Origin of the sequence: Massilia sp. BHUDP2, assembly GCF_046236355.1 — a bacterium.
Taxonomy (GTDB): Bacteria; Pseudomonadota; Gammaproteobacteria; order Burkholderiales; family Burkholderiaceae_D; genus Telluria; species Telluria varians.
The window spans coordinates 661,571-688,504 of sequence record NZ_JBJUVW010000003.1; the positions used below are offsets into that span (position 1 = coordinate 661,571).

A 26,934-nucleotide genomic window follows, 5' to 3' on the forward strand; every position below is an offset into this window, starting at 1 on the left:
TTAGATCCCGCGTTCCGGCAGCTACGTGTCGTTTTCCTTACAATTTCTTTAAAACTGCTTGACTTCATTTCTTGATTTAGATAGCAAAATATCGATTTTCTGTTGTTTTTGCGTGGAAATTGCCTAAATATTGAACACAGGATTTATTGAATCAGGTAAAGTAAAATTCCTCAAGGAAATTATTTCCTCAAAGAATACTTACCTATAGTCATGAATCCTGAAATGATTGACCCGAAATCGACCAACAACAGCGAGACCGGTCATGTATCCGCCAGGGTCTTCGCCCCTCGCCATGTAAAAGGCATGAGCATACTGTTTACTGCAATCCTGCTGGCCGCCTGCGGCGGCGGAGGCGACCCGGCGGCGGAAAGCAGCGTCACGCTGGCCACTGTCACGTCCGCCTACGCGCCCAAACCGATCACACCAATTATCGCGACCCCGATTCCAGGCACTACCGCACCGGCGATCGTCGTCGGTGCGCCGATCACTGACATTCGCATCCAGAACACCGGCACCGCCCAGACCAATGTCCCCTTCACCTTCGGTCAGGTCATCGCCGCCGGAGAAATGGCGCGTACCGACGGGCTGGCCGCCAAACTGGCCGACGGCACCGTGATCCGCCTGCAGGCCGACGTCAAGGCCACCCATGCCGACGGGTCGGTGCGTCACGTGATCGTGTCGGGGGTGCTGCCCTCGCTCACGGCAGGCCAGACCCAGACGCTCACCCTGGTAAAGTCGAGCACGTCCGAGCCGAGCAATGTCAGCCTGCAGCAGCTTGCTTCGTCCGGCCTGACCAGCAAGGTCAGCATTCTCCTGGACAATGTCGAGTACACGGCATCGCTGGCCGATGCATTGGCGGCGGCAAATCCGATCAACTGGCTATCGGGCACCGTGGCCAACGAATGGATCATGGCGGTACCGCTGAAGAACGCTGCGGGTATCGCTCATCCACTGCTGAACGCCCGCTTCGACGTGCGCTGGTATTCGTCCCTGCCGAAGCAGGCCCAGGTCTCGGTCAGTATCGAAAACGACAAGACTTTCACCGCCGGCGCCCGCAACCTGACGTATGACGTCAAGCTCGAGGTCGGAGGACGCCTGGCGTATGCCCAGACTGGCCTGACGCATTATCACCACGCGCGCTGGCGCCAGTCGGCATGGTGGGATGCGGCAAGCACGCCCGCGATCCATATCAAGCACGACACCGCCTATCTGATCGCCAGCAAGGCCGTGTCGAACTACGACCGGTCGGTCGTTCCATCCGAGAAAGAACTGGCCCGGTTTACCACCGATCTCAACGACACGAATACCGGCCCGATGAAGATCGGCCTCATCAAGGCCTACATGCCCACCACCGGCGGCCGCAACGACATCGGTCCGCTGCCGGGTTTCTCGGTCATGTACCTGCTGTCGCAAGACAAGCGGGCCAAAGATGCCATGCTGGCCGTGGCGGAAGGCTCCGGCGCCTGGTCCATGCACCTTCGCGACGAGAAAACCGGCTATCCGGTGCGTACGGACAACGCTGCGAACAGGGAACTGACCACCCACATGAACCTGGCGCACAAGGGCCCGCTGCCGGTACCGCGCTGCGCCAACAATGACGGCAACCTGTGCAAGACGCCCTATACCCACGACACCGCGCACCAGCCGTCCATGGCCTACCTGCCCTACCTGGTCACGGGCGACTATTACTACCTGGAAGAGTTACAGTTCTGGGCAGCAAGCAATCCCCTGGAAGTCGCGCCGGGCAGCTCCGGCTATGGGCAGGGCCTGGTCCGCTGGCAGCAGCTGCGCGGCCAGGCCTGGTCGCTCCGTACGCTCGGCCATGCCGCGTACATCACGCCAGACCAGCATCCGCTCAAGGCCTATTTCACCCAGCAGCTCGACAACAACCTCGCGTTCTACCACGCCACTTATGTGGTCGGGAATCCGAACAACCTCGGCGCCTATGACGGCTCGGGCGAGGCAGCTTTCGCGGTGACCGCGTCGGCACCGTGGCAGGACGACTACTTTACCTGGAGCTTCGGTTACCTGAACGAACTCGGCTTCACCAAGGCGCTGCCGATCCTGCAATGGAAAGCCAAGTATGTCCTCGGCCGCATGGCGGATCCGGGCTTCTGCTGGATCCAGGGCGCTTCGTATTGGCTCAAGTTCCGGGACAGCATGAGCACCCCGGTCTATTCCAGCTTCGAACAGCTGTACCGTGCCAACTTCAGCGACCCCGGCATCCCGAACGATGACCGCAAGATCATCACGGATCCGCTCGGCACCAGGTATATCGACCAGCCATGCGGCACCCAGGCCCAGGCCGACTGGCTGACGCGTGCGGATGGGCATACCTGGGTTGCGGGGCGCATGGCGGGCTATGCAAGCTCGACGCTTGGGTATCCGTCGAACATGCAACCGGCCCTGGCCGTCGCGGCGGGCGCGGGCATCACTAGCGCAGACCAGGCGTGGTCCACGTTCATGGCCCGCAGCGTCAAGCCGGATTACAGCACCGCACCGCAATTTGCGATCATTCCGCGCAAGTAAGACTTTGCTGCGCAAAAAGGGCGCCCGGAATGTCTGGGCGCTTTTTTTTTGAGCATGCAAAAGGACGCCTGATCTTGCAGAGTGGCAACAAAATCTGTAGAAAAAGCCAACACTATTGAAAAATTGTTACGTGTAACGTGTGTGCGCGGCAATGCGTCATATAATGTTGTGCGTTGTGGCAAGGAAGTTGCCGAAGCAAATCCTACAGTCATCGATTCTTTACTTAGCCGGCAACCATGGGCTGCCGGCGGAAACCGACACAGGAGCCAGCAGGGATGTCTTTAGTGAACAGGGTAATCCAGCGCGTCAAGCGGGACTATTTTCGCGGCCAGTACAACAAGGCCGTTCGCCAAGTCCTGGATACCGCACCTCTGAAACAGGGGACGCTGCCCTTCATGCTCTTGTCGATGGTGCACCAGCGCGACGTACAGTCCTACCTGGTGGCGGTGAAATCCTTCGTCTACTTCCTGAATCCGGAAAGGATCGTCGTGGTCTGCGATCCGTCGATCACGCCTGCCGACCGGGCAACCCTGAAACAGCACGTGCCGCACATCGAACTGCGCGATGCCGACGAGTTCACCCATCCCGACATGCCGCGCGGCGGCACCTGGGAGCGTCTTTTTGCTATCGCAAATTTCTCTCCCGACAACTATGTCGTGCAGCTCGACGCCGATACCTTGACGGTGCGCCCGATTCCGGAAGTGCGCGAGGCCATCCAGGCGGGCCATGGTTTCGTCCTCGGCGAGTTGCCGGACACGCCGATCCGTTCGCTGGCCGAGACACGCCAGAATGCCCTGCCCAAGCTGCGCCCTGGCGCGCACATCCAGAGCATCTCCGAGGCAGAAATGGCCCAGGTCGGTCTGCCGGCGGACGCCCGCTATATCCGTGGCTGTTCCGGGTTCACCGGTTTCCCGCGCTCGGCCGGGATGCGCGAGCAGATGATCGACTTCTCGCGCAGGATGGGCGGCAAGCTCGGCGATGACTGGAGACGCTGGGGCACGGAACAGGTCACCTCGAACTATCTGATCGCGAACGCGGCCGGCACCCGCGCCCTGCCGTTCCCGAAGTACGGGACGCCGGACTGCGCCACTGGCGATACTGCCTTCTTCCACTTTATCGGCTCGATGCGCTTCATCAACAGCAAGTATGAGGCGACCTCGCGCCAGGCGATCGAACTGATCGGGAGCGTTCCGGCCTGACAGCCCGGCGTCACCGTATTCAGGAACAGGCAATCCATGGCAGATCTGCGTCGCTCGCTGGTTATCACGTTCTTCTCGTCGTCCGGCGCAACCCTCATGCGATTCGCGGTCAGCGTCGTGCTGGCCTACCTCCTGACCCCGAGCGAGATCGGCATCTATTCGATGACGGTCGTGTTCGTCAACCTGGCGCACGTGTTCCGCGACTTCGGCGTCTCGACCTATCTCCAGCGCGAACCGGAGCTCACCCCGGACAAGATCCGTTCGGCCACCGGCGTGGTATTCACGACCTCCTGGTTGATTGCCATCGGACTGTTCCTGTCGAGCGAATCCATCGGACTCTGGTTCAAGGAACCGGAAATGATCCCGGTGATGCAGGTATTGTCGATCGGTTTCCTCCTGATCCCGTTCGGCGCGATCACCAACGCCCTCCTGACGCGCGAGTTTGCCGCGGAAAAGCAGGCGATCGTCAACATCATCGGCACCACCAGTTTCTGCGTCGCCTGCGTGGCATTCGCCGCCCTCGGCCACGGCCCGGTCAGCCTGGCCTACGCCAACCTGGTCAACATCATTGTCTGCGCCATCGCGTACATACCGTACCGTCCGAAGGGCATTCCGTGGCTGCCCTCCTTCGCCCATTGGCGCAGCGTCACCCATTTCGGCCTGGGTTCCTTGTTGTCGAGCTGTATGGTGGCCTTGAACAATGCCCTTCCCGACCTGCTGCTGGGCAAGCTCGGCAGTGCGCACCACGTCGGCCTGCTCAGCCGTGCCAACTCGACGGTGACGATCTTCACCCATATCGCAGGCTCGACCGTCAGCTACGGCGCGGTATCCTACCTGGCGCAGGCCCACCACCGCGGCGAATCACTGGTGCCGGTGCTGAGCCGTGCCACCAGCCTGCTGACCGGGGTCGGCTGGACCGCCCTGGCCCTGACCACCGTGCTCGGGAAGGACATCGTGCAGGCCCTGTACAGCGACGTCTGGCTCGAGTGCGTGCCGGCGATCCTGCCCCTGTCCCTCGCCGCCGCCGTGACGATGGCCTTCCACTACGTGCCGTTTGCGGTCACCGCCATTGGACGGCCCTACCTGAGCGCATTCCCGGTGGCGGCAACCCTGCTGGCCAGGATCGCTTTCGCAGTCGTCCTGTTCGACGGCACCCTGGCCGGCTTCGGCTGGGTACTGTGCCTGGCGACCGTGGCGGCTGCGCCGATCACCTTGTTGCAGCAGCGGCGCCACCTCGGCTTCGGTGCGCTGGACCTGCTGCGCGCCCTGTTGCCGAGCGCCCTCGTCGCCGCCGGCACCGCCGCCGTCGCGGCCCTGCTGGCGCTGGCGCTGCCGTCCCAACTGGCGCCGCTGGTACGCCTGCTGCTGATGTTCCCGGTGCTGGCCCTGGCCTGGTACCTGCTGCTGCGCGCCAGCAGCCATCCCGTGCTGGACGAGGTGCACCGCCTGGGCGGCATGGCACGAGCGCGCCTGGCCCTGCTGCGCCCGAATGTATAATCGACCCATGGTGCGCACGGCGCACCGCCTGCGTGGAATTGCGACATGTACCTCGACGAAGTAAAGACCATCCTGATTGACGTGCTGAGCCTGGGTGAAGCGGGCCAGCGCCTGCAGTCCGATTCTCCCCTGCTGGGCAGCCTGCCTGAACTCGACTCGATGGCCGTGGTGAGCCTGGTCGGAGCGCTCGAAGACCATTTCGGCATCGTCATCGACGACGACGACCTCAGCGCCAGCACCTTCGAAACCCTGGGCAGCCTGGCCGATTTCGTCGCCCGGAAGAGCGCCGGATGACCGCTGGCGCGATTGAAGCGCGCGCCCAACCCTTCTTCCTGCAGCGCACCAGGGGCCAGCTGTTCTGCCTCTACCATCCGCCGCGCGGCGACTGCCGCGGCGCCATCCTCTACGTGCCGCCGTTTGCCGAAGAAATGAACCGCGCGCGCCGCATCGCGGCGCAACAGGCGCGCGAACTGGCGGCGCTCGGCTATGGCGTGCTGCAGCCCGACCTGGCCGGCACCGGCGACAGCAGCGGCGATTTCTCCGACGCCCGCTGGGAAACCTGGAAGGACGACCTGGCGGCGTGCTGCGCCTGGCTCGGCGAACGCATCGCCCACCCGCCGGTGCTGTGGGGCATGCGCCTGGGCGCCCTGCTGGCGCTCGACTACGCGCAGGCGGCGCCGCATCCGCTGCGCGCGCTGCTCCTGTGGCAGCCGGTCACCAGCGGCCAGGCCTACCTGACCCAGTTCCTGCGCATGCGTACCGTCAATGCCATGCTGGCCGACAGCGCCTCCGAGCAGACCGGCACCCGCGCCCTGCGCGCCGCGCTGCAGTCCGGCGACATCCTCGAAGTCGGCGGCTACGCGCTGGACCCGGCGCTGGCCGCGGCCATCGACGCGCTGGCTCCGCTCGAACGGCACACGCCGCCCTGCCCGGTGCACTGGTTCGAGATGGCCGCGCATTCCGCCGACAAGGCCGGCCAGGTCCTGCCGCCGGGAGCGGCCCGGACCGCGGAGGCCTGGCGCAGCCGGCATGCGCGGCTGCAGGTCCATCCGGTCGATTGCCCGCCCTTCTGGGCGGCCGGCGAAGGCGTGGATGCCCCGGCCCTGCTGGCGGCGACCTCGACGCTGTTGCGGGAGGACCGCCTTGGGCATTGAAGAACGCGCGCTCAGCTTCCCCTGCGGCGGCGACTGGCTGGTCGGGGTAGCGAGCCTGCCTGCCAAACCCGCCAGTCGCGGCGTGCTGGTCGTGGTCGGCGGATCGCAGTACCGCGCCGGCAGCCACCGCCAGTTCACCCTGCTGGCGCGCGCGCTGGCGCAGGACGGCATCCCGGCCATGCGTTTCGACTACCGCGGCATGGGCGATAGCGAGGGCGAGCTGCGTTCCTTCGAGAGCGTCGACGACGACCTGCGCGCCGCCATCGACGCCTTTTTCGCCGCCGCGCCAGGCTTGCGCGAAGTGGTGCTGTGGGGCTTGTGCGACGGCGCCTCGGCCGCGGCGCTGTATGCGCGCTCGGACCGGCGTGTGGCCGGCCTGGTGCTGCTCAACCCCTGGGTGCGCACCGACGACGGCCTGGCGCGCACCACCCTGCGCCACTATTACCGCCAGCGTCTGGGCGAATCGTCCTTCTGGCGCCGGCTGCTCAGCGGCCGCCTCGACCTGGTGCGTTCGATCAAGTCGGCCATCGGCCTGGTGCGCGCCGCGCTGGCCCCGGCATCGCCGGCGCCGGCGCTGCCCGAGCGCATGCATGCGGCCCTGGCCGCCTTCGGGGGGCGCGTCATGGTGGTGATCGGGGGTGCCGACCTGACCGGACGCGAATTCTGCGACCTGGCAACGGCCACGCCGGCCTGGAAAAAGCTGCTGTCCGGTCCGCGCGTGACCCGTCATGAGCTCGACGGCGCCGACCATACCTTCTCGCGGCGCGCCTGGCGCGACCAGGTCGCGGCCTGGACCAGCGCCTGGGTGCGTTCCTGGTGAGTCAGCGCGCCGCCGCCTCCATGCGCGACCGGCAAGCGCCGAAACTGTCGAAGGCGCCATAGGCCGGCGGCTGCTGGCGGCGTCCTCCGCACAAGTCGAGAGCGGGCTCAGCGCGTTCATGCGCACGCAGCGGCGCCTCGCCGCTCCAGCGGAAGTCGCCGCTGCCTGGCGCCACGAACAGGCTGCGCACCGGATGCAGGCCGGCGAACGCCTGCCATACCGCGGAGGTGCGGTTGTCGCCCTCGTGCACCAGGCCGCCGTCGCGGCTGCGGATCGGTCCGTCGACCAGGTTGCCGTCCAGGCGCGCGCTGCTGGCGGGGAAGCGCACGTCGATGCCGGTGGTGTCGATCAGCGTATTGTCCTCGACCCGGGTAGTCGCCGCGCTGTTCAGGTAGACGCCGGCGTCGGAGCAGCCGACCACCAGGTTGGCGCGCAGGATGCCGCCATCCTGCTCCGTGATGCAGCGCCCGTCGCGGCACAGCGCCTTGCCGGTACCGCCGCCGCCGAAGGACAGGCCGATCCGCTGTCCCGGCAGGCCGCGCAGGCGGCGCTCGCACCACACCAGGTTACGCTCGAAGACGTTGCCGCTGCCGCCGCCCTTGGCAAAGGCGCCGTAGCTGACCCCATTGCCGCCCTCCTTGATGAAGTCGCTGATCACGTTGGCGCGGACTGTCCAGCCGCTGGCCGCCACCAGGTCGATCGGGGTGACCGGGTTGGCGGTGCGGCGCGGGCGGCTGGCGTCCAGGGTGTTCGATTCGATCAGGCCGGCGTCGGGAAAGCGCCCGCGCAGGGCATTGATCTTGAAGTGGGCGTTGAAGTCGCTGATGGTGTTGTTGCGCGCGACAAAATGGCTGGCGGCGCCGACCACGTGGAAGGCGTGCTCGCAATCGTCGTCACGCCCGCACACCCCGCGGATGTCCAGGTTTTCGAAGCGCCAGTGCGGCGCGCTGACGCGAAAGCCCTCGAGCATGTCGAATTCGAGCCGTACGCTGCCGGGCCGCGCCGCCCGCACCACGATCGGCGCGTCGGGCGCGCCGGGACGGTCGGCGTTCAGTCCCGCACTGCCGGAAAAGCGGTAAGTGCCGGGCGCGATGGTGATGACCTCGCCCTGGCTTGCTCGCGCCAGCGCGGCGCGCAGCGCGTCGGCGCTGGCGACCACCGTGCCGGCGTGGCGCGCGTCTCCCGCGGCCCTGGCCTGGGCGCCGAGCGCCAGTCCGGACAGCTGCGGGTCTTCCGGCGCCGCCGGCGTCCCGCGGTCGAGACGCTGCAGGGTGCCGGCCGTGAATTGGCCGGCGGCGACGATGGCCGCATTGTGGCCACTGGTACGTTTTTCGATGTAGGGCGCGAGCTGGCGCGGCGCGATGCCGGCGCTGTCGACGGCGATGGCGGCAATGACGCCGCCTGCCACCAGCAGCGCCGCGGCCGCGGCCAGGCGACGCCTGGTCCGGCCACGGCGGCGGGCATGCCCGCCCCCCTGCTGCGCCTGCTTCATGCGGCGCTCTTGATGCCGTGACGGTTCATCAGGTCATACATGGTCGGGCGGCTGATGCCGAGCATTTCGGAAGCCTTGACGATGTTGCCGTCGACCCGCGCCAGCGCCTTGACGATCGCCATGTACTCGGCCTCGTCGCGTACCTGGCGCAGGTTCAGCGGTTCGTCGACCGGCTTGTCGCCCTCCGGCAGGCCGAGGTCGTCGGCGACGATGGTATTGCCGTCGGCCATGATGACGGCGCGCTTGATGCAGTTCTCCATCTCGCGCACGTTGCCGGGCCAGTCGTAGCCCTCGATCGCCGCGATCGCGTCCGGCGCGAAGTGCAGCGTCGAGCGCGATTCCTGGGCGCAGAACTTGTTCTTGAAGTGGTGGGCCAGCAGGGCGGCGTCGCCGTGGCGCGTGCGCAGCGGCGGAATCGTCACCACGATCTCGGACAGGCGGTAGTACAAGTCTTCGCGGAAGCGCCCGGTCGCGCACAGTTCCTTCAGTTTCTGGTGGGTCGCACAGACGATGCGCACGTCGACCGGGATTTCCTCGTGGCCGCCGATGCGCTCGATCACGCGCTCCTGCAGGAAGCGCAGCAGCTTGGCCTGCAGGGCCATCGGCAGGTCGCCGACCTCGTCGAGGAAGAAGGTGCCGCCGTGCGCCAGCTCGACCTTGCCCTTGGTCTGCTTGGCCGCGCCGGTGAACGCGCCCTTTTCATAGCCGAACAGTTCGCTCTCGAGCAGGTTTTCCGGAATCGCAGCGCAGTTGATCGCCATGAAGCGTTCCTTGGAGCGCGGCGACAGCGCGTGCAGGGCGCGCGCCAGCACTTCCTTGCCGGTGCCCGATTCGCCCAGCAGCATTACCGAGGCCGAGGTCGGCGCCACCTTCTCGATGTTGCGGCAGACCTTGAGCATGCCGGCGTCGCGGCTGATCACGCCGGCCATGGGCGAATCGGCCTGCGACTGCTGCATGCGGCGGTTTTCCATCTGCAGGTTGTACAGGAAGAAGGCGCGCTGGATCACCAGCTTCAGCACTTCCGGCTCGCAGGGCTTCTGGTGGAAATCGTAGGCGCCCATGCCGATCGCCTTGACCGCATTGCCGTGGTCCTGGTTGCCGGTCAGGACGATGACGCGGGTGTCCGGGGCCAGCGCCAGGATCTGTTCCAGCGTCGCCAGCCCTTCGGTCGAGCCGTCGGGATCGGGCGGCAGGCCCAGGTCCATGGTGACCACGGCCGGCTCATGGCGCCGGATCTGGGCCAGCGCGGTCTCGCGGTCGCCGGCGACGACCACGTCATAGGCATCCAGGCTCCAGCGCAGCTGTTTCTGCAGGCCCGGATCGTCTTCGATGATCAGGAGTTTCGGTTTGTTTTGCGTCACGGCAGTCCTCGGGTCATGCGGCCTGCCCCACGTTGCGGGCTTCCTCGCTGTAGAGCGGCAGGCTGACTGTGAATGTGGTTCCGGCGGCAGGAGCGCTGGCGAGTTCCAGCTTGCCGCCCAGCTCGTTGATGTATTCGCGGCTTTCGAACAGGCCGATGCCCATCCCGGCCGGCTTGGTCGATTCGAAGGGTTTGAACAGGCGTTCGCGGATGAATTCCTCGCTCATGCCCGAGCCGGTGTCGGCGATCTCGACCACCGCGCAGCCGTCAGCGCGCCGGATGTCGACGGTGACGCGGCCGCTCTTGGGCGTGGCCTCGATCGCATTCTGGATCAGGTGGCCGAGCACGCGCTCGAGGCGCTCGCTGTCGGCCAGCACCTGCAGGCCGCCGTTCTCGACCCGCAGCACCGGGCGCGGCTCGAAGGCGTCCTTGAGCGCGATCGCCTGGCGCACCACGCGGTCGACCGTCAGCGGCAGCGGCTTGACGGGAGCGTCGTTGCGGCTGAGCTTTTGCAGCATCATCTTCATCTTCTGGATCGAGTGCGTCACGGTGTCGAGCATGTCGCGCTGGAATTCCGGATTGTCGCGGTGCTTCTCGGCATTTGCGTTCATGAGCGACAACTGCGACACCAGGTTCTTCAGGTCGTGTACGACAAAGGTCGACATCCGGTTGAAGGATTCGAATTGGCGCGCCACCATCAGGTCGTTGGCGGCATCCTGCAGGGCCAGGTAGCTGGCGGCCTGGCTGCCGGCGATTTCCAGCAGGTCGAACACTTCCCAGTTCAGGGCTACCGGGCTGCGCGAATCCTGCAGCACCACGAAGCCGAACAGCTTGCCGTGCAGGATCAGGGGCACCACCACCCAGGCACGCGGGATGGCGGCCAGCCAGTCCGGCAGCACCAGGTCGCCGTATTTCTCGGGCAACGCCCGGTATTCATGCAGGTCGATGACCCACTGGGTGCTTTCCAGGAAGCGGCAGAAGTTCGAGTCCGCCGGCTCGTTGTCGCTGGCGGTCGCCTCCCAGAAGGCCACCGGTTCGTAGACATCGTTGGCGCGGCGCTGCCACAGCACCCCGCCCGGGCTTTCCACCAGGGCCGCGACCGCCTCGACGGCGCGCTCGCCCAGGTTGGGGCCGTGCTCGGACAGGGTGCGGGTGAAGCGCATCCATTCCTCGCGGTAGTCGTAGCCGTAGCTGTAGAAATGCTTGCTGATGAAGACCTTCAGCCAGGCGCGGAAGGCGCCGGAAAACAGCACGCCCGCCAGCAGCAGCAAGGCGCCGCACAGGAACACCACCTGCATCAGGGTGCCCCAGTCGCCGCCGAAGAATTTCAGGTAATAGCCGGCCGAGCCCATCGCCAGCAGGTAGATGGCCGAGCCGAGCAGCGCGGCGGAATGGAACATCACGCGCCGCGACAGCGCCAGCGGGGTCACCATGGACTTGCTGCGCTTGACCGCGGTGCCGACCAGGGGCACCGCCAGGGCATTGACCACGCCGCGCGCGTCCCAGACTTCCGGGCTCATCTCGTGGAACAGCATCGCGTGGGTATACATATAGAAGTCGTAGCCGAACATCGCGCCGATGCCCAGGCAGGCGAACTTCACCATCCAGCGTTCCTGTACCGTCTTGTTGCGGTACACCTGCTCGACCAGCAGCATGCCCAGCACCGCCATGCACACGCGCGCCATCACGTTCGGCACCAGGCCGGCATCGGTCTTGTACATGAGGTCGAGCTGCAGCACGAGCTTGGCCAGCAGCAGCAGCAGGTAGGCGGCAATCCCGAGCAGCACCGGGCGGCGCAGGCCGAGGAAACCGTCCGGATCGCGGTAGTGCCCGAGCATGAGCACCAGCACCGCCGACCAGGCGCCGTTGCGCACGATCTCGAGGGCCTCGGTCCAGACCGACACGGCCGTTCCCTGCGACGCTTCCCAGGCGACGGCGCCGGCCCACAGCGCGGTGAGCGCGCAGGCGGCCGTCACGGACGTCACATGGGCGCCGCCGCGCCACAGGGCCAGCAGCAGCACGCCCAGCAAGAGAAATGCGGCGGCAGCGACGCTATAACTATAGACAGCAATACTGGTCAACGTGCGCCACCCAAAAAAACAGCCGTCAAAGGCATGGGGATTCGGGAAATGGCGGCGGCGCCACGGGGCGCCACCGGAAAATCAACGGCCGCTGCGGAACAGCACGACCTTCAGCGTATCGATCAGCACCAGCACGTCGAGGAACAGGCTGTTGTTCTTGACGTAGTAGAGGTCGTACTGCAGCTTCTGCAGCGCGTCCTCGGCCGAGGAGCCGTAGCCGTAGCGCACCTGGGCCCAGCCGGTGACGCCTGGCTTGATGCTGTGGCGGACATTGTAATACGGCACCACCTCGATCAGCTGCTCGACGAAGTAAGGACGCTCCGGACGCGGGCCGACGAAGGACATTTCGCCCTTGAAGACGTTCAGGATCTGGGGCAGTTCGTCGATACGGGTCTTGCGCATGAAGTTGCCGACGCGGGTAACGCGCGGGTCGTTCTGGGCGGCCCACTGCGGCTTGCCGCCTTTTTCGGCATCGACGCGCATGCTGCGGAACTTGTGCACGAAGAAGGTCTTCCCATCCTTGCCCACCCGTTCCTGGGAATAGAACACCGGGCCGCGGTCTTCCAGCTTGACCGCCAGCGCCGCCAGCAGCATCAGCGGGAAGGCCATGATCAGGATGATGGTGCTGCAGACCAGGTCGAAGCCGCGCTTCATGAAGGTGCGGATGAAGCTCTGGTCGAAGCCGCCGCCGAAGATCAGCCAGCTCGGCTGCAGCGAGTCGACCCGGATCTGGCAGGTTTCGCGCTCGAAGAAGGTGGCGGCGTCGGTCACGCGCAGGCCGCGCAGCTTGCAGTCGAGCAGTTCTTTCATCGGGAAGCCGCCGCGCCGGTTCTGGACCGAGACCACGATTTCCTGGACGTTGTATTTCTTGGCCAGCGCATGCAGCGAGTCGCCGTCGCGTACCTTCAGCAGCCCGTCCTCGGGCACGCACACTTCCTCGTGCGCGATCGGGATGTAACCGGCGATGTGGTAGCGGTGGTAGTTCGACTTGCGCTGGGCCAGTTCGCTGCATTCCTTGGCCAGCGGGCCGCTGCCGAGGAACATGATGCGCGACTTCAGCAGCTGCAGCTCCGAGGTCTTGAAGAACAGCATGCGCGCCAGGAAGATGCCGATTGCCGACAGTGCGAACACCAGCAGCAGGATGCCGCGGCCGAAGGACAGGTCCGGCGCCACGTAGAACACGATGGTCAGGATCAGGAAGCCCATCAGGAAGGACGGCATCAGCTTCATGAAGAAGGGATGGCGCAGGCCTTCGTCGGCGTCGAGCTGGTACATGCCCATCGCGCTCATGCTGAAGATGATGGCGGTGGCGAAGGCGATCGCCGACGTCAGGAAGTGCTCGACATGCGGTGTGCTGATCGGCGCATCCATGTCCAGGAAGCGCAGCGACGCCCCGGCATAGGCCGCGCCCAGCAGGATCAGGGCCTCGATGAACAGCAAGACGAAGACGATCTTCGACACGTAGTGGTTAGAGATCTTAAACACGGTATCCCCCGAATTTCGTATTTTTAACTGCTTGCAGAAGACGATTCATACTTGTTCCAGATGCCCGGCATACCAGTCGAGCGCACGCTCCAGGCCTTCGCGGATGCGCCAGGCAGGTGCATAACCCAGCAGCGCCGCGGCCTTCGAGATGTCGGCCTGGGAATGGCGCACGTCGCCTGGACGGAACTCCCCATGCTCGGGACGGTGGGCGGCCACATGTGGAAAGCGCGGGGCCAGCAATTCGCGCAGCATCGCGTACAGCTGGTTCAGGCTGGTACGCTCGTTCAGCGCCACGTTGTAGACCTGGTTGGCGGCCTCGTCCCCGGCCAGCGCGGCCAGCAGGTTCGCCTGCACAACATTGTCGACGTAGCAGAAGTCACGGCTGGTCTCGCCGTCACCATTGATCTTGACGGGGCGGTTGCCGATCAGGGCAGCCACCCATTGGGGAATCACGGCCGCGTAGGCGCCATGGGGGTCCTGGCGCGGGCCGAACACATTGAAATAGCGCAGTCCGATCGACTGGGTGCCATAGGTGCTGGCGAACACGCCCGCATACAGTTCGTTCACGTACTTGGTGACAGCATACGGAGACAGCGGCTTGCCGATGACGTCCTCGGTCTTCGGCAGGGCGGGATGGTCGCCATAGGTCGAGCTGGAGGCGGCGTAGACGAAGCGGCGCACGCCGGCGTCGCGCGCCGCGATCAGCATGTTCAGGAAACCGGTGACATTGGTGGCATTGCTGCGGGCCGGGTCGGCCACCGAGCGCGGCACCGAGCCGAGCGCAGCCTGGTGCAGGACGAAATCGGCGCCGCGCACCACGGCCGGGCAGGTGTCCGGGTCACAGATATCGCCTTCGGTGAAGCTGAAATTGTTCCATGCGGCAGGGCCGACGAGCTCGCGCACCCCTTCCAGGTTGCGCCGGTGGCCCGTCGCAAAATTGTCGAGCCCGGTCACACGCTGGCCCAGCCCGAGCAGGGCCTCGACCAGGTGGGAGCCGATAAAGCCGGCCGCGCCCGTCACTACCCATTGGTACTGGTGCTGGTGCAGGTGCTGCCTGACATCTTGAAACTTGTTCACAGATCCAATACTTTCTTAGTGAATACTTACCCCGGTTGCGCCTTGCAACGCCCCCGGGGGAACCCGGATTTACAGCCGCCACACCGAGATGCCAGCCCGGCTGATTGCATCTCGATCAAACTTCGATTTCACGTCGATGAACAGGCCACCGTCATTCAGTTTCGACATCAGTTCGTCTGCCGGACGCGACAGCAGATCCTGGTGCGGAACCGCCGCCACCATCGCATCGGCCGGCGGCAGGCTGTCCCAGTCTTCCAGCCTGATCCCGTACTCGTGCTCGGCTTCGTCCGGCTCCGCGACCGGGTCGTAGACGTGCACGTCGACCCCGTAGGACTCGAGTTCGTGGACGATGTCGGCCACCTTCGAGTTGCGCAGGTCCGGGCAATCTTCCTTGAAGGTCAGGCCCAGCACGTTCACCTTCGAACCCTTGACGTGGAAACCGGCCGCGATCAGGGACTTGACGGTTTTCTCCGCGACGAACTTCGCCATCCCGTCGTTGATCCGCCGTCCCGCCAGAATCACCTGCGGGTGGTAGCCGATCATTTCCGCCTTGTGCGTCAGGTAGTACGGATCGACACCGATGCAGTGCCCGCCGACCAGGCCTGGACGGAAAGGAAGGAAGTTCCACTTCGTCCCGGCCGCCTGCAGCACCTCGAGCGTATCGATGCCGATCTTGTCAAAAATAATTGCCAGTTCATTCATCAACGCGATGTTCAGGTCGCGCTGCGTGTTCTCGATGACCTTCGCCGCTTCCGCCACCTTGATGCCGGAGGCGCGGTAGACGCCCGCCCTGACTACCGCTTCGTACAACTTAGCGACCTTGTCGAGCGTCTCTTCGTCATCTCCCGAGACGACCTTGAGGATCGTCGTCAGAGTGTGTTCCTTGTCGCCCGGATTGATGCGCTCAGGCGAAAAACCAACGTGGAAATCCTGCTTCCATTTCATCCCCGACCATTCTTCGAGGATCGGGATGCAGACCTCTTCGGTCGCTCCCGGATACACCGTCGATTCGTACACGACGATCGCGCCGCGCTTCATGTGCTTGCCCACCGACTGGCTGGCACCCCGGAGCGGCGTGAAATCCGGGTTGTGGGCAATGTCGACCGGGGTCGGCACCGCCACGATGATGTAATCCGCAACCGCCAGGGCTGCGGGGTCGGTGGTCACGTCCAGCCATTGGGATGCCCTCAACTCTTCCGAAGACACTTCACCCGTTGGGTCGCGAAACTGCTTGTAGTGCTCGATCTTCGCGGCCGACAAATCGAAACCGATTGTCCTGAACTTCTTACCGAACTCAACTGCTAAAGGAAGGCCGACATACCCCAGGCCCACCACTGCGACGATCTGATCTGCTTTCATTGGGCTTCGCTCCAATTTTTGCAATTTTTTTAACAAATATAGCACGGAAACAAGAAGCTTCTCAACGGTATCTAAACTTTTCTCCCAATTAACAACATCTTGATAAGGTATCCCGTGCCGGCGTGTTGCCACTATTTCTACAGTTCAAGGCACCTACTCCGTCATGGAGCAAGGCGTGACTCCTCCAACTGCAAAACTGGCAAGAAATTTTAGCATTTTAAAAATAAATGACTCGTGCTCATCAGTAACGTGCGCACCCTTTTTGCGTGGACGCGACGAGGCAGCGAGCAGGAATGTGTTGCGTAATTGCAATAGAAATTTACCGTCACGTAGGAAGAGACGGAACAAATGCTTGAACGAATAGCAAGTTTTCAGGGCGATGCGCGCACTGAGAAAAAAGATGAATACGTGGTGCTCAGGTGCGAGCAATCCACATGCGACCTGATCGGTCTTGGGAATTCCTGGGGGAGTGGCGCGGCTGGCGGGGATCGAACCCACGACCCTTGGCTTCGGAGGCCAATACTCTATCCACTGAGCTACAGCCGCGTAGAGTGAAGTGTCCGAAGAATACAGTCTTTCGGCCCTGCCGTCCATGGCGGGCAAGCGAATTTCGTTACATTTTGGCAGCTTTACGTCTATAATCAGCTGCTTGAGGGCATTTCAAAAAAGGCACGAGATGCCGCGGTAGCAGGTTTTTTTATTGAATTAAGGAAATCATGAGCGACGCACACAACGAACATCAATCCCTGATCCGTACGCCCAAGCAGCTCGTCGCCGCCGTAACAGGATTCTTCCTGGTCATTGTCATTGGTATCATCCTACTCGTCGTCTTTGCCACCAGCGACCGCCTGACCGGCGCCGGCACCGACAGCCAGGCCAGCGGCGCAGTCGAAAGCCGTATCCGCCCACTGGCCGATGCAGGTTTCACCCTGGTGGATGCCAACGCCCCCCGCGTGCTCCAGGCCGGCGCCGCCGTGTATGCCGCCGTCTGCGCCGCCTGCCACGACAGCGGCGCCGCGGGCGCTCCCAAGACCGGCGACACCGGCTCCTGGTCCGCACGTCTCGGCCAGGGTTACGACACCCTGGTGAAACACGCGATCGAAGGCATCCGCGCCATGCCTGCCAAAGGCGGCAATCCGGACCTCGACGATGTCGAAGTCGCGCGCGCCGTCGTCTTCATGACCAACAAGAGCGGCGCCAGCTTCAAGGAACCTGCCGTCCCCGCCCCTGCCGCCGCACCGGCCGCCACGGCCACCGCAGCCGCACCGGCTGCAGAAGCGGCCACCCCGCCGGCAGCACCGGCCACTGCTGCTGTTGCGCCTGCGGCAGCACCTGCGGCGGCCGCGCCGGCAGTCGCCAGCGCCGACGCCGGCAAGAACGTCTTCAATACGGCCTGCATCGCCTGCCATGGCGCCGGCATCGCCGGTGCTCCCAAGCTGGGCGACAAGGCAGCGTGGACGGCACGCGTGGCGCAGGGCAATCCTGTCCTGTACGAACACGCCATCAAGGGTTTCCAGGGGAAAGCCGGCGTCATGCCGCCGAAAGGCGGCGCTGCCGTCAGCGATGCCGACGTCAAGGCTGCCGTCGACTACATGGTCGCTGCCGTCAAATAAAACAAACAAGGGCGGCACGAGCTGCCCTTGTTGCATGAGGCATGTCGCGCCTGCTGGCCGACATGCTTTTTTTACGCGCGCTTGCGCCTGCGTGCGGCGACCAATGCCAGCAGGCCGATTCCGCTCAGCAGCACGATGCCCGGCTCCGGTACGTCGAGCTCGGTGCTGACCAGGAACTGGAACGAGATCGTCTGTACGTTCTTGCCACCGATTCCTTCGATACCGACCAGTTCAAAGTCGTTGGGGAAAAAGCCGTCCCATGGGTTGGGCTGGCTAACCTGGGAAACCAGGTTCTCGGTATTGTCGACCAAGTTGCCGCCCGGCTGGAGAAAGCTGATGCGGGCGTCGACGAGCCGGACCGGCATCAGCAGGTCGAGGCCGTCATTGAAAATGCCGATGCCGAGCAGCGCCACGTCGTCGATCGCGGGGAACAGATCACGGTCGGCAGACAGCGTAATGATGATCAGGCTGCGCGTTGAATCCACATCGGTTTCGGTTTCGTTCACAGCCAGGAAGCCGCCCGCACGCGGGATGGCTTCCGGCCTGCCATCGAAACGGAAGATACCCGCGACATCATTACCGCTTTCCGTCCCGCCGACGTAAATGGAATACGTCGTGTCACTTGCAACGATCGGCGCCGCACTGGCCGGTGCCGCCAGGCCTGCCAAAAACATGAGCATAAAAGCAAGAATCTGCCGATAGTTTTTCATTGCCCTCTCCCGTTGTTAGCTTTGCAGTATGCAGAGCAAAAAACATGCCTGCCGAGAAAAGCGCGATGAATCAATAGGCTTCCTGCTCTTCCATCCATACGTTACCTGTTTTGTAAAAAACTCCGACATTTATTGCAAATTAAACATAATTATAAATGTATAAACATAACTTCAAATTTGTGTCAACCTGCTGAGCCCAAACTAATGTTTCCCAATGTATCGAAACTGTTTGTCAGCTTTACAGCAAGGCCAGAAGGCATGCGTTCCAACTATAGCAATCAAATTTGCCAAAAAACACGCAAGATGCCAGCAAATTGCAGCATGATCGCAACACATTTGTAGGCAATGGAAATTCCTGTGAGAACAAATTTTCCTAGGAAAATATTGTTTTCGGAGGATTTTTCTTACAATTGGTTACGTATTTTCCCGCTCGCATCATATACTCTGGAACAAATGTGTCGCTGAGAAATTTCCTACAGACACAAATGTTAGACAAAAGACTAGAGGATTTTATGCGTCAACTCCGCCTTACCTTCACCCGAACCGCACTCGCGCTGGCATGCGCTGCCGCCGTGGCGCCGGTGTCGGCTGCCACCCTTTCCGTCGGCGCAGGGAAAACATATGCTCGCCCTTGCCAGGCGTTTGCTGCCGCTAAAAGCGGCGATATCGTCGAAATCACAGGCAATGCAACCTATAGCGGCGACGTGTGCGGTATCAGCGTCAGCAACTTGACCATCCGCGGCGTCAACGGCCGTCCAAAAATCGATGCTGCGGGCAAGAATGCCATGGGCAAAGGCATCTGGGTCGTCAGCGGCAGCAACGTCGTGATCGAGAACGTCGAAATGTACGGCGCCAAGGTGCCCGACCACAATGGCGCTGCATTGCGTCTCGAAGGCACTAACTTCACGCTGCGCAATTCCTATCTGCACGACAACGAGAACGGCATCCTGACCGGCGCGAATACCAGCAGCAACATCCTTGTCGAGTATTCGGAATTTGCGCGCAATGGCTATGGCACCGGCTATACCCACAACCTGTACATCGGCAACGTCGGCAGTCTGACCTTCCGCTACAACTACTCGCATGATGCGCATGGCGGCCATAACCTGAAATCGCGCGCCCGCGTCAACACGATCACCTATAACCGTTTCTCGAGCACGCCCGCTGGCCAGGAAGGCGCGCGCAAGCCGAGCTATGAGATCGACATTCCGAACGCCGGCACCGCCTATGTCATCGGCAACGTCATCCAGCAACCGGCGAGCCACAACAATCCGAACCTGCTGGCCTTCGGCATGGAAGGTGCTTCCAATCCGACTCAGGACCTGTACGTCGTCAACAATACCTTCCTGAATGAAGACAGCTCGCGCGGCACCTTCGTCCTGGTCGGCAGCGCCGTGACCAAACCAGTCCTGATCCAGAACAATATCTTCGGTGGGGTTGGCACGATGTCGTCCCAGGCCAGCGCCATCAAGAAGTCCAACTACGCTGCCCTCGCACCGGCATTCGTCAACCGCGCAGCCTACGACTTGCGTCCGACATTGGCCGGGCTGGTCATCGATGCAGGCTCGGATCCGGGCAACAGTGCTGCCGGCGTGTCCCTGAAGCCAGCCGCGCAGTACCACCATGTGGCAGCTTCCGAAACCCGTCCGGCAGGTAGCCTGGATATCGGCGCCTACGAAGCCGGGACGGCGGTGACGACGGCTCCGGCTCCGGCACCGGCACCGGCCCCGGCGCCGGAACCAGAACCGGCACCGACGCCGTCGGCCGATGGCTGGACCCACTGTGCCAACGAAGGCGGCACCTGCTCCTTCACCGGCACGCGCCAGGTCCGCTACGGGGCTCCGGGCTATTACAACTACAAGACGGTCACCGCTTCGACCCCATGCACCAATGCGGTGTTCGGCGATCCGAAGAAGTCGACTGCCAAGACCTGCAGCTATTCGAACACGACCAGCGGAACGACGCCGACCACGACCACCCCGACCACGACCACCGTAACCTGGACGTTCTGTGCGAATGAAGGCGGCGTATGCTCGTTCAGCGGCACCCGTGAAGTACGCTATGGCGCCCCTGGCTACTACTTCACCAAGGTCATCACTGGCTCGACCCCGTGCACCAATGCGGTGTTCGGCGACCCGAAAAAGTCGACCGCCAAGACCTGCAGCTACTCCAGCGTGACGAAGTAATCCCGGCGGCGCCCGCAGGCGCCGCGCCAACGAAAAATGCCGCCCGGTTCACACCGGACGGCATTTTTTTATGGCGCCGCGACGCGGCGCCCATGTGCCAGCCTGCGCTTACCAGATGATCACGCGGTCCTTCGGCGCCAGGTACATCTTGTCGCCTTCCTTCACGCCGAAGGCTTCGTAGAAGCCCGGCTGGTTCTTCAGCGTGCCGTTGGCGCGGAACTGCGCCGGCGAGTGCGGGTCGGTCTTGACCTGGTTGATCTGGGCCGGCTCGCGCATCTTCGCGCGCCACACCTGGCCCCAGCCCATGTAGAAGCGCTGGTCGCCCGACAGGCCGTTGATGACCGGGGCCTTCTTGCCCTTCAGGGACAGCTTGTAGGCCTTGTGGGCGATCGCCAGGCCCGAGTTGTCGCCGATGTTCTCGCCCAGGGTCAGTTCGCCGTTCACGTGGTAGCCCGGCAGCGGGCTGTAGGAGGCGTACTGCTGCACCAGCACCTTGGTCTTCTCGGCGAAGCGCTTGCCGTCTTCCTCGGTCCACCAGTTGCGCATGTTGCCGTCGCCGTCGTACTGCGAACCCTGGTCGTCGAAGCCGTGGCTGATCTCGTGGCCGATCACGGCGCCGATGGCGCCGTAGTTCACCGCGTCGTCGGCGGCCATGTCGAAGAACGGCGGCTGCAGGATCGCGGCCGGGAACACGATCTCGTTCAGTTCCGGGTTGTAGTAGGCGTTGACGGTCTGCGGCGTCATCATCCATTCGTCGCGATCGATCGGCTTGCCCAGCTTGTTCAGCTCGCGGTTGTACTCCACTTCGCGCGAACGCATCACGTTGCCGACCAGGTCGTCGCGCTTGACGCTGAGCGCCGCGTACTCCTTCCACTTGTTCGGATAGCCGATCTTCGGGTTGAACTTGGCCAGCTTGGCCTGGGCTTCCTTCTTGGTGGCGGGGCTCATCCAGTCAAGGGTGTCGATCGACTGACGGTAGGCTTCCAGCAGGTTCTTCACCAGGGCTTCCATGCGCACCTTGCGCTCGGCCGGGAAGTGCTCCTTCACGTACAGCTTTCCCACCGCGTCGCCCAGCGCGCCTTCGACGGTCGACACGCCGCGCTTCCAGCGCGGCTCCAGCTTCGGCGCGCCCGACAGGACCGTGCCGTGGAAGGCGAAGCGCTGGTCCACGAAGGCCTTCGACAGGTAGCTGGCGTAGCCGTTGACCAGGTGCTGCTGCAGGTAGACCTTCCAGGTCTCGAGCGGCACGCGGTTCACGATCTCGGCCATGCCCTTCAGGTAGCTCGGCTGGCTGACGATGACGTAGTCGGTCTTGCCCGCGATGCCGGCGGCGCCCAGCCAGGCGTTCCAGTCGTAGCCCGGCGCGATGTCGGCCAGCTTGGCCAGCTCGACCTTGTTGTAGGTCTTGATCGGATCGCGGTTCTCGACCTTGGTCCACTGTACGCGCGCCAGCTCGGTTTCCAGGTCGACGATGGCCTTGGCGTTCGCGGCGGCGTTCTTGTCGCCCGACAGCGCCAGCATCTTCTCGACGTGCTGCTGGTACTTGGCGCGGGTGTCGGCCAGCTTGGCATCGTCCGCCTTCAGGTAGTAGTCGCGGTCCGGCATGCCCAGGCCGCCCTGGTACAGGTCGGCCACGTATTTGGTCGAATCCTTGGCATCCTGGTGGATGTAGAAGCTGAAGGGCACATTGACGCCGAGGCGGCCCAGGCGCGCGAAGATGGCCGGCAATTCGGCCTTGTCCTTGATCGCGGCGATGTTGGCCAGCTCGCCCTTGAGCGGGGCGATGCCCAGCTGCTCCAGGCGCGCTTCGTCCATGTAGCTGGCGAAGAAGTCGCCGATCAGCTGCACTTCCGAGCCCGCTGGCGCGCCCTTGCTTGCGGCCGACTTCTCGATGATGGCGCGCAGCTGCGGCTGGGTGTCGTCGTGCAGCTTGTAGAAGGCGCCCCAGCTCGACTTGTCGGCCGGGATCTCGACGGTTTTCAGCCACTTGCCGTTCAGGTGCTGGAAGAAGTCGTCCTGCGCGCGCACGGTCGGCTCGACGTATTCGAGCGCGATGCCGGCCGACAGGGTCTTGGCCTTGGTATTGCCGGCAGCGCTCTTGGCTGATTCTGCCTGCGCCATCGAAGCCACTAAAACGAGCGCCGCGGCGCTCAGGATGTGTCGTTTCATTCTTTCTCTCCGTGTCTGTTTTGTTGTCGTTGTCGTGGATGGACAAACGGGCCGGCTTGCGCCGACCCGTCCTGTGTTACTCCCTGCCGCTTACCAGATGATCACGCGGTCCTGCGGCGCCAGGTACATCTTGTCGCCCGGTTTGACGTTGAAGGCCTCGTAGAACTCAGGCATGTTCATCACGGTGCCGTTGGCGCGGAACTGGCCCGGCGAGTGCGGGTCGGTCTTGACCTGGTTGATCTGCTGCGCTTCGCGCATCTTCGAACGCCACACCTGGCCGAAGCCCATGAAGAAGCGCTGGTCGCCGGTCAGGCCATCGATGACCGGGGCCGGCTTGCCGTTCAGCGACAGCTTGTAGGCCTTGTAGGCGATCGACAGGCCGGCGTTGTCGCCGATGTTCTCGCCCAGGGTCAGTTCGCCGTTGACGTTATAGCCCGGCAGCGGCGAGAAACCGTTGAACTGCTTGACCAGCTTGTCGGTGCGGGCCTTGAAGGCGGCGCGGTCCGACTCGGTCCACCAGTTGCGCAGGTTGCCGTCGCCGTCCGACTGGCTGCCCTTGTCGTCGAAGCCGTGGCCGATCTCGTGGCCGATCACGGCGCCGATCGCGCCGTAGTTGACCGCGTCGTCTGCGCGCATGTCGAAGAACGGCGGCTGCAGGATCGCGGCCGGGAACACGATCTCGTTGGTCGTGCTGCGGTAGTAGGCGTTCACGGTCTGCGGCGTCATGCCCCACTCGGTGCGGTCAACCGGCTTGCCCAGCTTGTTCAGCTGGTAGTTGTAGCGGAAGGTCGCGGTGCGCATCGCGTTGCCGACCAGGTCGTCACGCTTGATGCTCAGCTTCGAGTAGTCGCGCCACTTGTCCGGATAGCCGATCTTCGGGGTGAACTTGGCCAGCTTGGCACGGGCTTCCTTCTTGGTGTCCGGGCTCATCCACTCGAGGTTGTCGATCGACTGGCCGTAGGCGACGATCAGGTTCTTCACCAGTTCTTCCATGCGCGCCTTGCGCTCGGCCGGGAAGTGCTCCTTCACGTACAGCTTGCCGACCGCTTCGCCCAGCGCGCTTTCCACCGCGCCCACGCCGCGCTTCCACAGCGGCGCCTGTTCCGACACGCCGCTCAGCGCGGTGCCGTAGAAGGAGAAGCTCTGCTCCACGAAGGCTTTCGACAGCAGCGGCGAGAATTCACGCAGCAGCTGCCATTCGAAGTAGGACTTCAGGGTCGACAGCTCGGTCTTGGCCAGCACCTCGTTCAGGCCCTGGAAGTAGCTCGGCTGGTTGACGATGATGGTGTCGACCTTGTTGCCGATGCCCGCCGCGCCCAGCGCCGCCTTCCAGTCGTAGCCCGGGGCAAGCTTGCCCAGCTCGGCCACGCTCATCTTGTTGTAGCGCTTGACCGGGTCGCGGTTCTCGACGCGGGTCCACTGCACCTTGGCCAGCTCGGTCTCGAAGTCGACGATCGCCTTGGCCTGGGCCGCGGCATCCTTTTCACCGGCCAGCGCCAGGGTCTTCTCGACATGCGCCAGGTACTTGGTACGCACTTCCGCCAGCTTGGCGTCGTCCTGCTTCAGGTAGTAGTCGCGGTCCGGCATACCCAGGCCGCTCTGCGAGATGTACACGACGTGTTCGGTCGAGTTGCGCATGTCCTGGCTGACGTAGATGCCGTACGGGGTCGACACGCCGATCTTCGACAGGTGGGCGACCAGGTTCGGCAGGCCCTTCTTGTCCTTGAGGGTGCGGATTTTCTGCAGCTCGCTGCCCAGGGGCTTGACGCCCAGGGCTTCGCGGCGCGCTTCATCCATGTAGCTAGCGTACAGGTCGCCGATCTTCTGGGTTTCGGAGCCGGCCTTGGCCGACTTGTCGGCCTGTGCGGCCTCGATGATGGCCCGGATCTGCGGATTGGTGTCGTCACGCAGCTTCATGAAGGTGCCCCAGCTTGCCTTGTCGCTCGGGATCTCGGTTTCTTTCAGCCACTTGCCGTTCAGGTAGGTGAAGAAGTCGTCCTGCGGGCGCACGCTGGTGTCGATGTATTGGGTGTCGACGCCCGAGATCGGCGCGGCGGCGGCCTTGGCGTTTGCTGCGGTAGCGGCGGCTGGGGCGCCGGCCGGCTTGTCCGCCGCGTTGGCAAAGGCTGCCGCCAGGGACAGCGTCAGGGTGCTCAGAAGGATACGCTTCACGGAATGGTCCTCGATTGCTGGGATTGCTGGGTTGGGAAAAAGCGGCCGGCTTGTGGCCGGTCTGTCGTTGTATGCCGTCAGTGTTCGACTGTCGGCCGTCTCAGCCGCCGTCCTCGACGGTACAGGCTTCAGGCATTCTAGCGGCTGCGCAAGGGGCAATAGGGGCCTGCAAGGCTTTTTTACTTTTCGATACATGCAGACCGGGGCATATCGTATATGCATGTGTTGGTACGTCACAACAACATGCGCTGCCTGCGGGGAGGCTTACTCTCGGGAATGTACAATTCCGGCAGCGAGGTGGGCAAGGGGGCATAAAAAAGCCCGCGGAGGGGGCCGCGGGCAAAGACCACTTCAAAAAGTGGAGAGAGAGAAAAACTGAGATTGACTATAGGTCCGCTCCCTCGCGTCCGCTTCGACTCTTACAATTACTTACCAAGCTGGACATTCCGTAACAGGGCTTAATATTGCCCTAAGTTTTCAGCTTGCTTGCTCAGGGTTTGGCCTGCTTCGCAGCGCCCCCTGGCGTTCAGGTTTATACTGGACTTGCGCTAACTCATGTGCAATCCCGGCCGCAGCGCTCACATTGGGTGAACCATGGGCTCCACTTTCAAGAATTCCTGTCTCGTCGGCCTGGGCGCCATTGCCGGGGTCGCGGTGACGATGCAGTTTTCCGCGCTGGCCCAGAAGCCGGTCGACGCCGGCATGCCCCTGGCCGAGCTGCGCCAGCTGGCCGACGTCTACGGCGTCATCAAATCCACCTATGTCGAACCGGTCGAGGACAAGGCCCTGCTGTCGCAAGCGATTTCCGGCATGGTGGCCTCGCTCGACCCGCACTCGGCCTACCTCGACCCGCGCGCCTACCGCGAGCTGCGCGAAGGCACCGAGGGCCGCTTCGTCGGCCTGGGGATCGAGATTTCCGAGAGCGAGGACGGTTTCGTGGAAATCGTCGCTCCGATCGAGGACTCCCCCGCCTGGCACGCCGGCATCAAGGAGGGCGACCTGATCACCCAGATCGACGGCCACCCGGTGCAGGGCCTGCCGATCGACGAGGCGATCAAGCGCATGCGCGGCGAGCCCGGCACCCGGGTCACGCTGACCATCGCGCGCAAGGATAGCCCGGCGCCGCTGCGCTTTACCATCGCGCGCGGCGAAATCGTCCAGAAGAGCGTCAAGGCGAAAATGGTCGAGCCGGGCTACGCCTGGCTGCGCATCGCCCAGTTCCAGGAGCCCACCGTGGACGACATGGCGGCCAGGCTGCAGGCCCTGTACCGCGACAACCCCGACATGAAGGGCCTGGTGCTCGACCTGCGCAACGACCCGGGTGGCCTGCTGCAGGGCGCAATTGGCGTCGCCGCGGCCTTCCTGCCCAAGGATGCAGAAATCGTCTCGACCAACGGCCAGCTGGCGGACTCGCGCCAGCGCTTCTACGGCCGCCCCGAGTTCTACATGCTGCGCAGCGGTGCCGATCCGCTGTCCAGCCTGCCGCCGGCCTTCAAGAAGCTGCCGATGGTGGTGCTGGTCAATACCGGCTCGGCCTCGGCCTCCGAGATCGTGGCCGGCGCCCTGCAGGACTACAAGCGCGCCACCATCCTGGGCAGCCAGACCTTCGGCAAGGGCTCGGTGCAGACCATCCGCCCGATCGGCCGCGACGCCGCCGTCAAGCTGACCACGGCGCGCTACTACACCCCGGCCGGACGCTCGATCCAGGCGCGCGGCATCGTGCCCGACTTCCCGGTCGACGAAACGCCCGACGGCGACGGCCTGAATGCGCTGCGCATGCGCGAGGCCGACCTCGAACGGCACCTGTCCAACGACCGCGACAAGGAAGCCGCCACCCGCCAGGAAGACATCGAGGAACAGATGCGCCTGTGGGCCGAGGCGCGCGAGCGCAAGCCGCTCGACTACGGCAGCGCCGACGACTTCCAGCTGGCCCAGGCCCTGCGCCATCTCAAGGGCGAGAAGGTGCAACTGTCCAAACGTGCGGGGTCAAGCGGCACGACGCTGGCGCAGCATGCGCGCTGAGCTAGGTTT

19 protein-coding genes and 1 tRNA gene are annotated in these 26,934 nt (G+C 63.8%); 9 read left to right on the forward strand and 11 right to left on the reverse strand.

What is annotated here, in order from left to right; all coding sequences use genetic code 11:
• Window positions 1-303: 303 nt before the first annotated feature.
• The 6 genes from ACK6C6_RS19700 (at window position 304) to ACK6C6_RS19725 (ending at window position 7,199) form a co-directional block, all read left to right on the forward strand.
• Entirely contained in the window at window positions 304-2,529 is a 2,226-nt protein-coding gene (locus tag ACK6C6_RS19700; protein WP_409268873.1) for a hypothetical protein, read from the forward strand.
• A gap of 275 nt (window positions 2,530-2,804) precedes the next feature.
• Window positions 2,805-3,728: a hypothetical protein gene (locus tag ACK6C6_RS19705; RefSeq protein ID WP_409268874.1), complete on the forward strand. Its 924-nt coding sequence runs from the start codon at window positions 2,805-2,807 to the stop codon at window positions 3,726-3,728.
• 36 nt (window positions 3,729-3,764) lie between these two features.
• Window positions 3,765-5,225, forward strand: a complete 1,461-nt coding sequence (locus ACK6C6_RS19710) for an oligosaccharide flippase family protein (protein ID WP_209589459.1) — start codon at window positions 3,765-3,767, stop codon at window positions 5,223-5,225.
• A 45-nt stretch (window positions 5,226-5,270) separates the two neighbouring features.
• Window positions 5,271-5,519: an acyl carrier protein gene (locus ACK6C6_RS19715; protein WP_036214029.1), complete on the forward strand. Its 249-nt coding sequence runs from the start codon at window positions 5,271-5,273 to the stop codon at window positions 5,517-5,519.
• Window positions 5,516-6,379 carry a hydrolase 2, exosortase A system-associated gene (locus tag ACK6C6_RS19720; RefSeq protein WP_409268876.1) on the forward strand — a complete coding sequence of 288 codons (864 nt, stop codon included), beginning with the start codon at window positions 5,516-5,518 and terminating at the stop codon, window positions 6,377-6,379. Before ACK6C6_RS19715 ends, ACK6C6_RS19720 begins: the two co-directional genes overlap by 4 nt.
• On the forward strand, window positions 6,369-7,199 hold the full coding sequence (locus ACK6C6_RS19725; protein ID WP_409268878.1) for a hydrolase 1, exosortase A system-associated: 831 nt from the start codon (window positions 6,369-6,371) through the stop codon (window positions 7,197-7,199). The genes ACK6C6_RS19720 and ACK6C6_RS19725 overlap by 11 nt, the downstream gene beginning before the upstream one ends.
• 1 nt (window position 7,200) lies before the next feature.
• Here ACK6C6_RS19725 and ACK6C6_RS19730 read toward each other — a convergent pair whose 3' ends face one another.
• The 8 genes from ACK6C6_RS19730 to ACK6C6_RS19765 all read right to left on the reverse strand — a co-directional run bounded on the left by ACK6C6_RS19730 (window position 7,201) and on the right by ACK6C6_RS19765 (window position 16,599).
• Complete coding sequence (locus ACK6C6_RS19730; protein WP_409268880.1) at window positions 7,201-8,691, reverse strand: right-handed parallel beta-helix repeat-containing protein; 1,491 nt, start codon at window positions 8,689-8,691, stop codon at window positions 7,201-7,203.
• Entirely contained in the window at window positions 8,688-10,052 is a 1,365-nt protein-coding gene (gene prsR, locus ACK6C6_RS19735) for a PEP-CTERM-box response regulator transcription factor (RefSeq protein WP_409268881.1), read from the reverse strand. The genes ACK6C6_RS19730 and prsR overlap by 4 nt, the downstream gene beginning before the upstream one ends.
• A gap of 13 nt (window positions 10,053-10,065) precedes the next feature.
• Window positions 10,066-12,132, reverse strand: coding sequence for an XrtA/PEP-CTERM system histidine kinase PrsK (gene prsK, locus ACK6C6_RS19740; RefSeq protein WP_409268882.1), 2,067 nt, complete (start codon window positions 12,130-12,132; stop codon window positions 10,066-10,068).
• An 81-nt stretch (window positions 12,133-12,213) separates the two neighbouring features.
• Window positions 12,214-13,617: a TIGR03013 family XrtA/PEP-CTERM system glycosyltransferase gene (locus ACK6C6_RS19745; RefSeq protein WP_209589453.1), complete on the reverse strand. Its 1,404-nt coding sequence runs from the start codon at window positions 13,615-13,617 to the stop codon at window positions 12,214-12,216.
• Window positions 13,618-13,662: 45 nt separating this feature from the next.
• Window positions 13,663-14,694: an SDR family oxidoreductase gene (locus ACK6C6_RS19750; protein WP_409268884.1), complete on the reverse strand. Its 1,032-nt coding sequence runs from the start codon at window positions 14,692-14,694 to the stop codon at window positions 13,663-13,665.
• A 69-nt stretch (window positions 14,695-14,763) separates the two neighbouring features.
• Window positions 14,764-16,053: a nucleotide sugar dehydrogenase gene (locus ACK6C6_RS19755; protein ID WP_409268885.1), complete on the reverse strand. Its 1,290-nt coding sequence runs from the start codon at window positions 16,051-16,053 to the stop codon at window positions 14,764-14,766.
• A 153-nt stretch (window positions 16,054-16,206) separates the two neighbouring features.
• Window positions 16,207-16,551, reverse strand: a complete 345-nt coding sequence (locus tag ACK6C6_RS19760; protein ID WP_409268886.1) for a hypothetical protein — start codon at window positions 16,549-16,551, stop codon at window positions 16,207-16,209.
• Window positions 16,524-16,599, reverse strand: a tRNA-Arg gene (locus ACK6C6_RS19765). The genes ACK6C6_RS19760 and ACK6C6_RS19765 overlap by 28 nt, the downstream gene beginning before the upstream one ends.
• A 170-nt stretch (window positions 16,600-16,769) precedes the next feature.
• On the opposite strand from ACK6C6_RS19765, the gene ACK6C6_RS19770 reads away from it, so the two are divergent.
• A complete protein-coding gene (locus ACK6C6_RS19770) occupies window positions 16,770-17,666 on the forward strand; it encodes a c-type cytochrome (protein ID WP_409268888.1) in 897 nt (298 codons plus the stop codon).
• Between the two features lie 71 nt (window positions 17,667-17,737).
• On the opposite strand, the gene ACK6C6_RS19775 is transcribed toward ACK6C6_RS19770, so the two are convergent.
• Entirely contained in the window at window positions 17,738-18,376 is a 639-nt protein-coding gene (locus ACK6C6_RS19775) for a PEP-CTERM sorting domain-containing protein (RefSeq protein ID WP_409268889.1), read from the reverse strand.
• Window positions 18,377-18,861: 485 nt separating this feature from the next.
• Here ACK6C6_RS19775 and ACK6C6_RS19780 point away from each other — a divergent pair, with 485 nt between their 5' ends.
• On the forward strand, window positions 18,862-20,562 hold the full coding sequence (locus ACK6C6_RS19780) for a right-handed parallel beta-helix repeat-containing protein (RefSeq protein WP_409268890.1): 1,701 nt from the start codon (window positions 18,862-18,864) through the stop codon (window positions 20,560-20,562).
• A 108-nt stretch (window positions 20,563-20,670) separates the two neighbouring features.
• Here ACK6C6_RS19780 and ACK6C6_RS19785 read toward each other — a convergent pair whose 3' ends face one another.
• Complete coding sequence (locus ACK6C6_RS19785; RefSeq protein ID WP_409268891.1) at window positions 20,671-22,731, reverse strand: M13 family metallopeptidase; 2,061 nt, start codon at window positions 22,729-22,731, stop codon at window positions 20,671-20,673.
• A gap of 90 nt (window positions 22,732-22,821) precedes the next feature.
• Window positions 22,822-24,903 carry a M13 family metallopeptidase gene (locus ACK6C6_RS19790; protein WP_409268892.1) on the reverse strand — a complete coding sequence of 694 codons (2,082 nt, stop codon included), beginning with the start codon at window positions 24,901-24,903 and terminating at the stop codon, window positions 22,822-22,824.
• Between the two features lie 594 nt (window positions 24,904-25,497).
• On the opposite strand from ACK6C6_RS19790, the gene ACK6C6_RS19795 reads away from it, so the two are divergent.
• Window positions 25,498-26,925: a S41 family peptidase gene (locus ACK6C6_RS19795; protein WP_409268894.1), complete on the forward strand. Its 1,428-nt coding sequence runs from the start codon at window positions 25,498-25,500 to the stop codon at window positions 26,923-26,925.
• The last annotated feature ends 9 nt before the right edge of the window (window positions 26,926-26,934 follow it).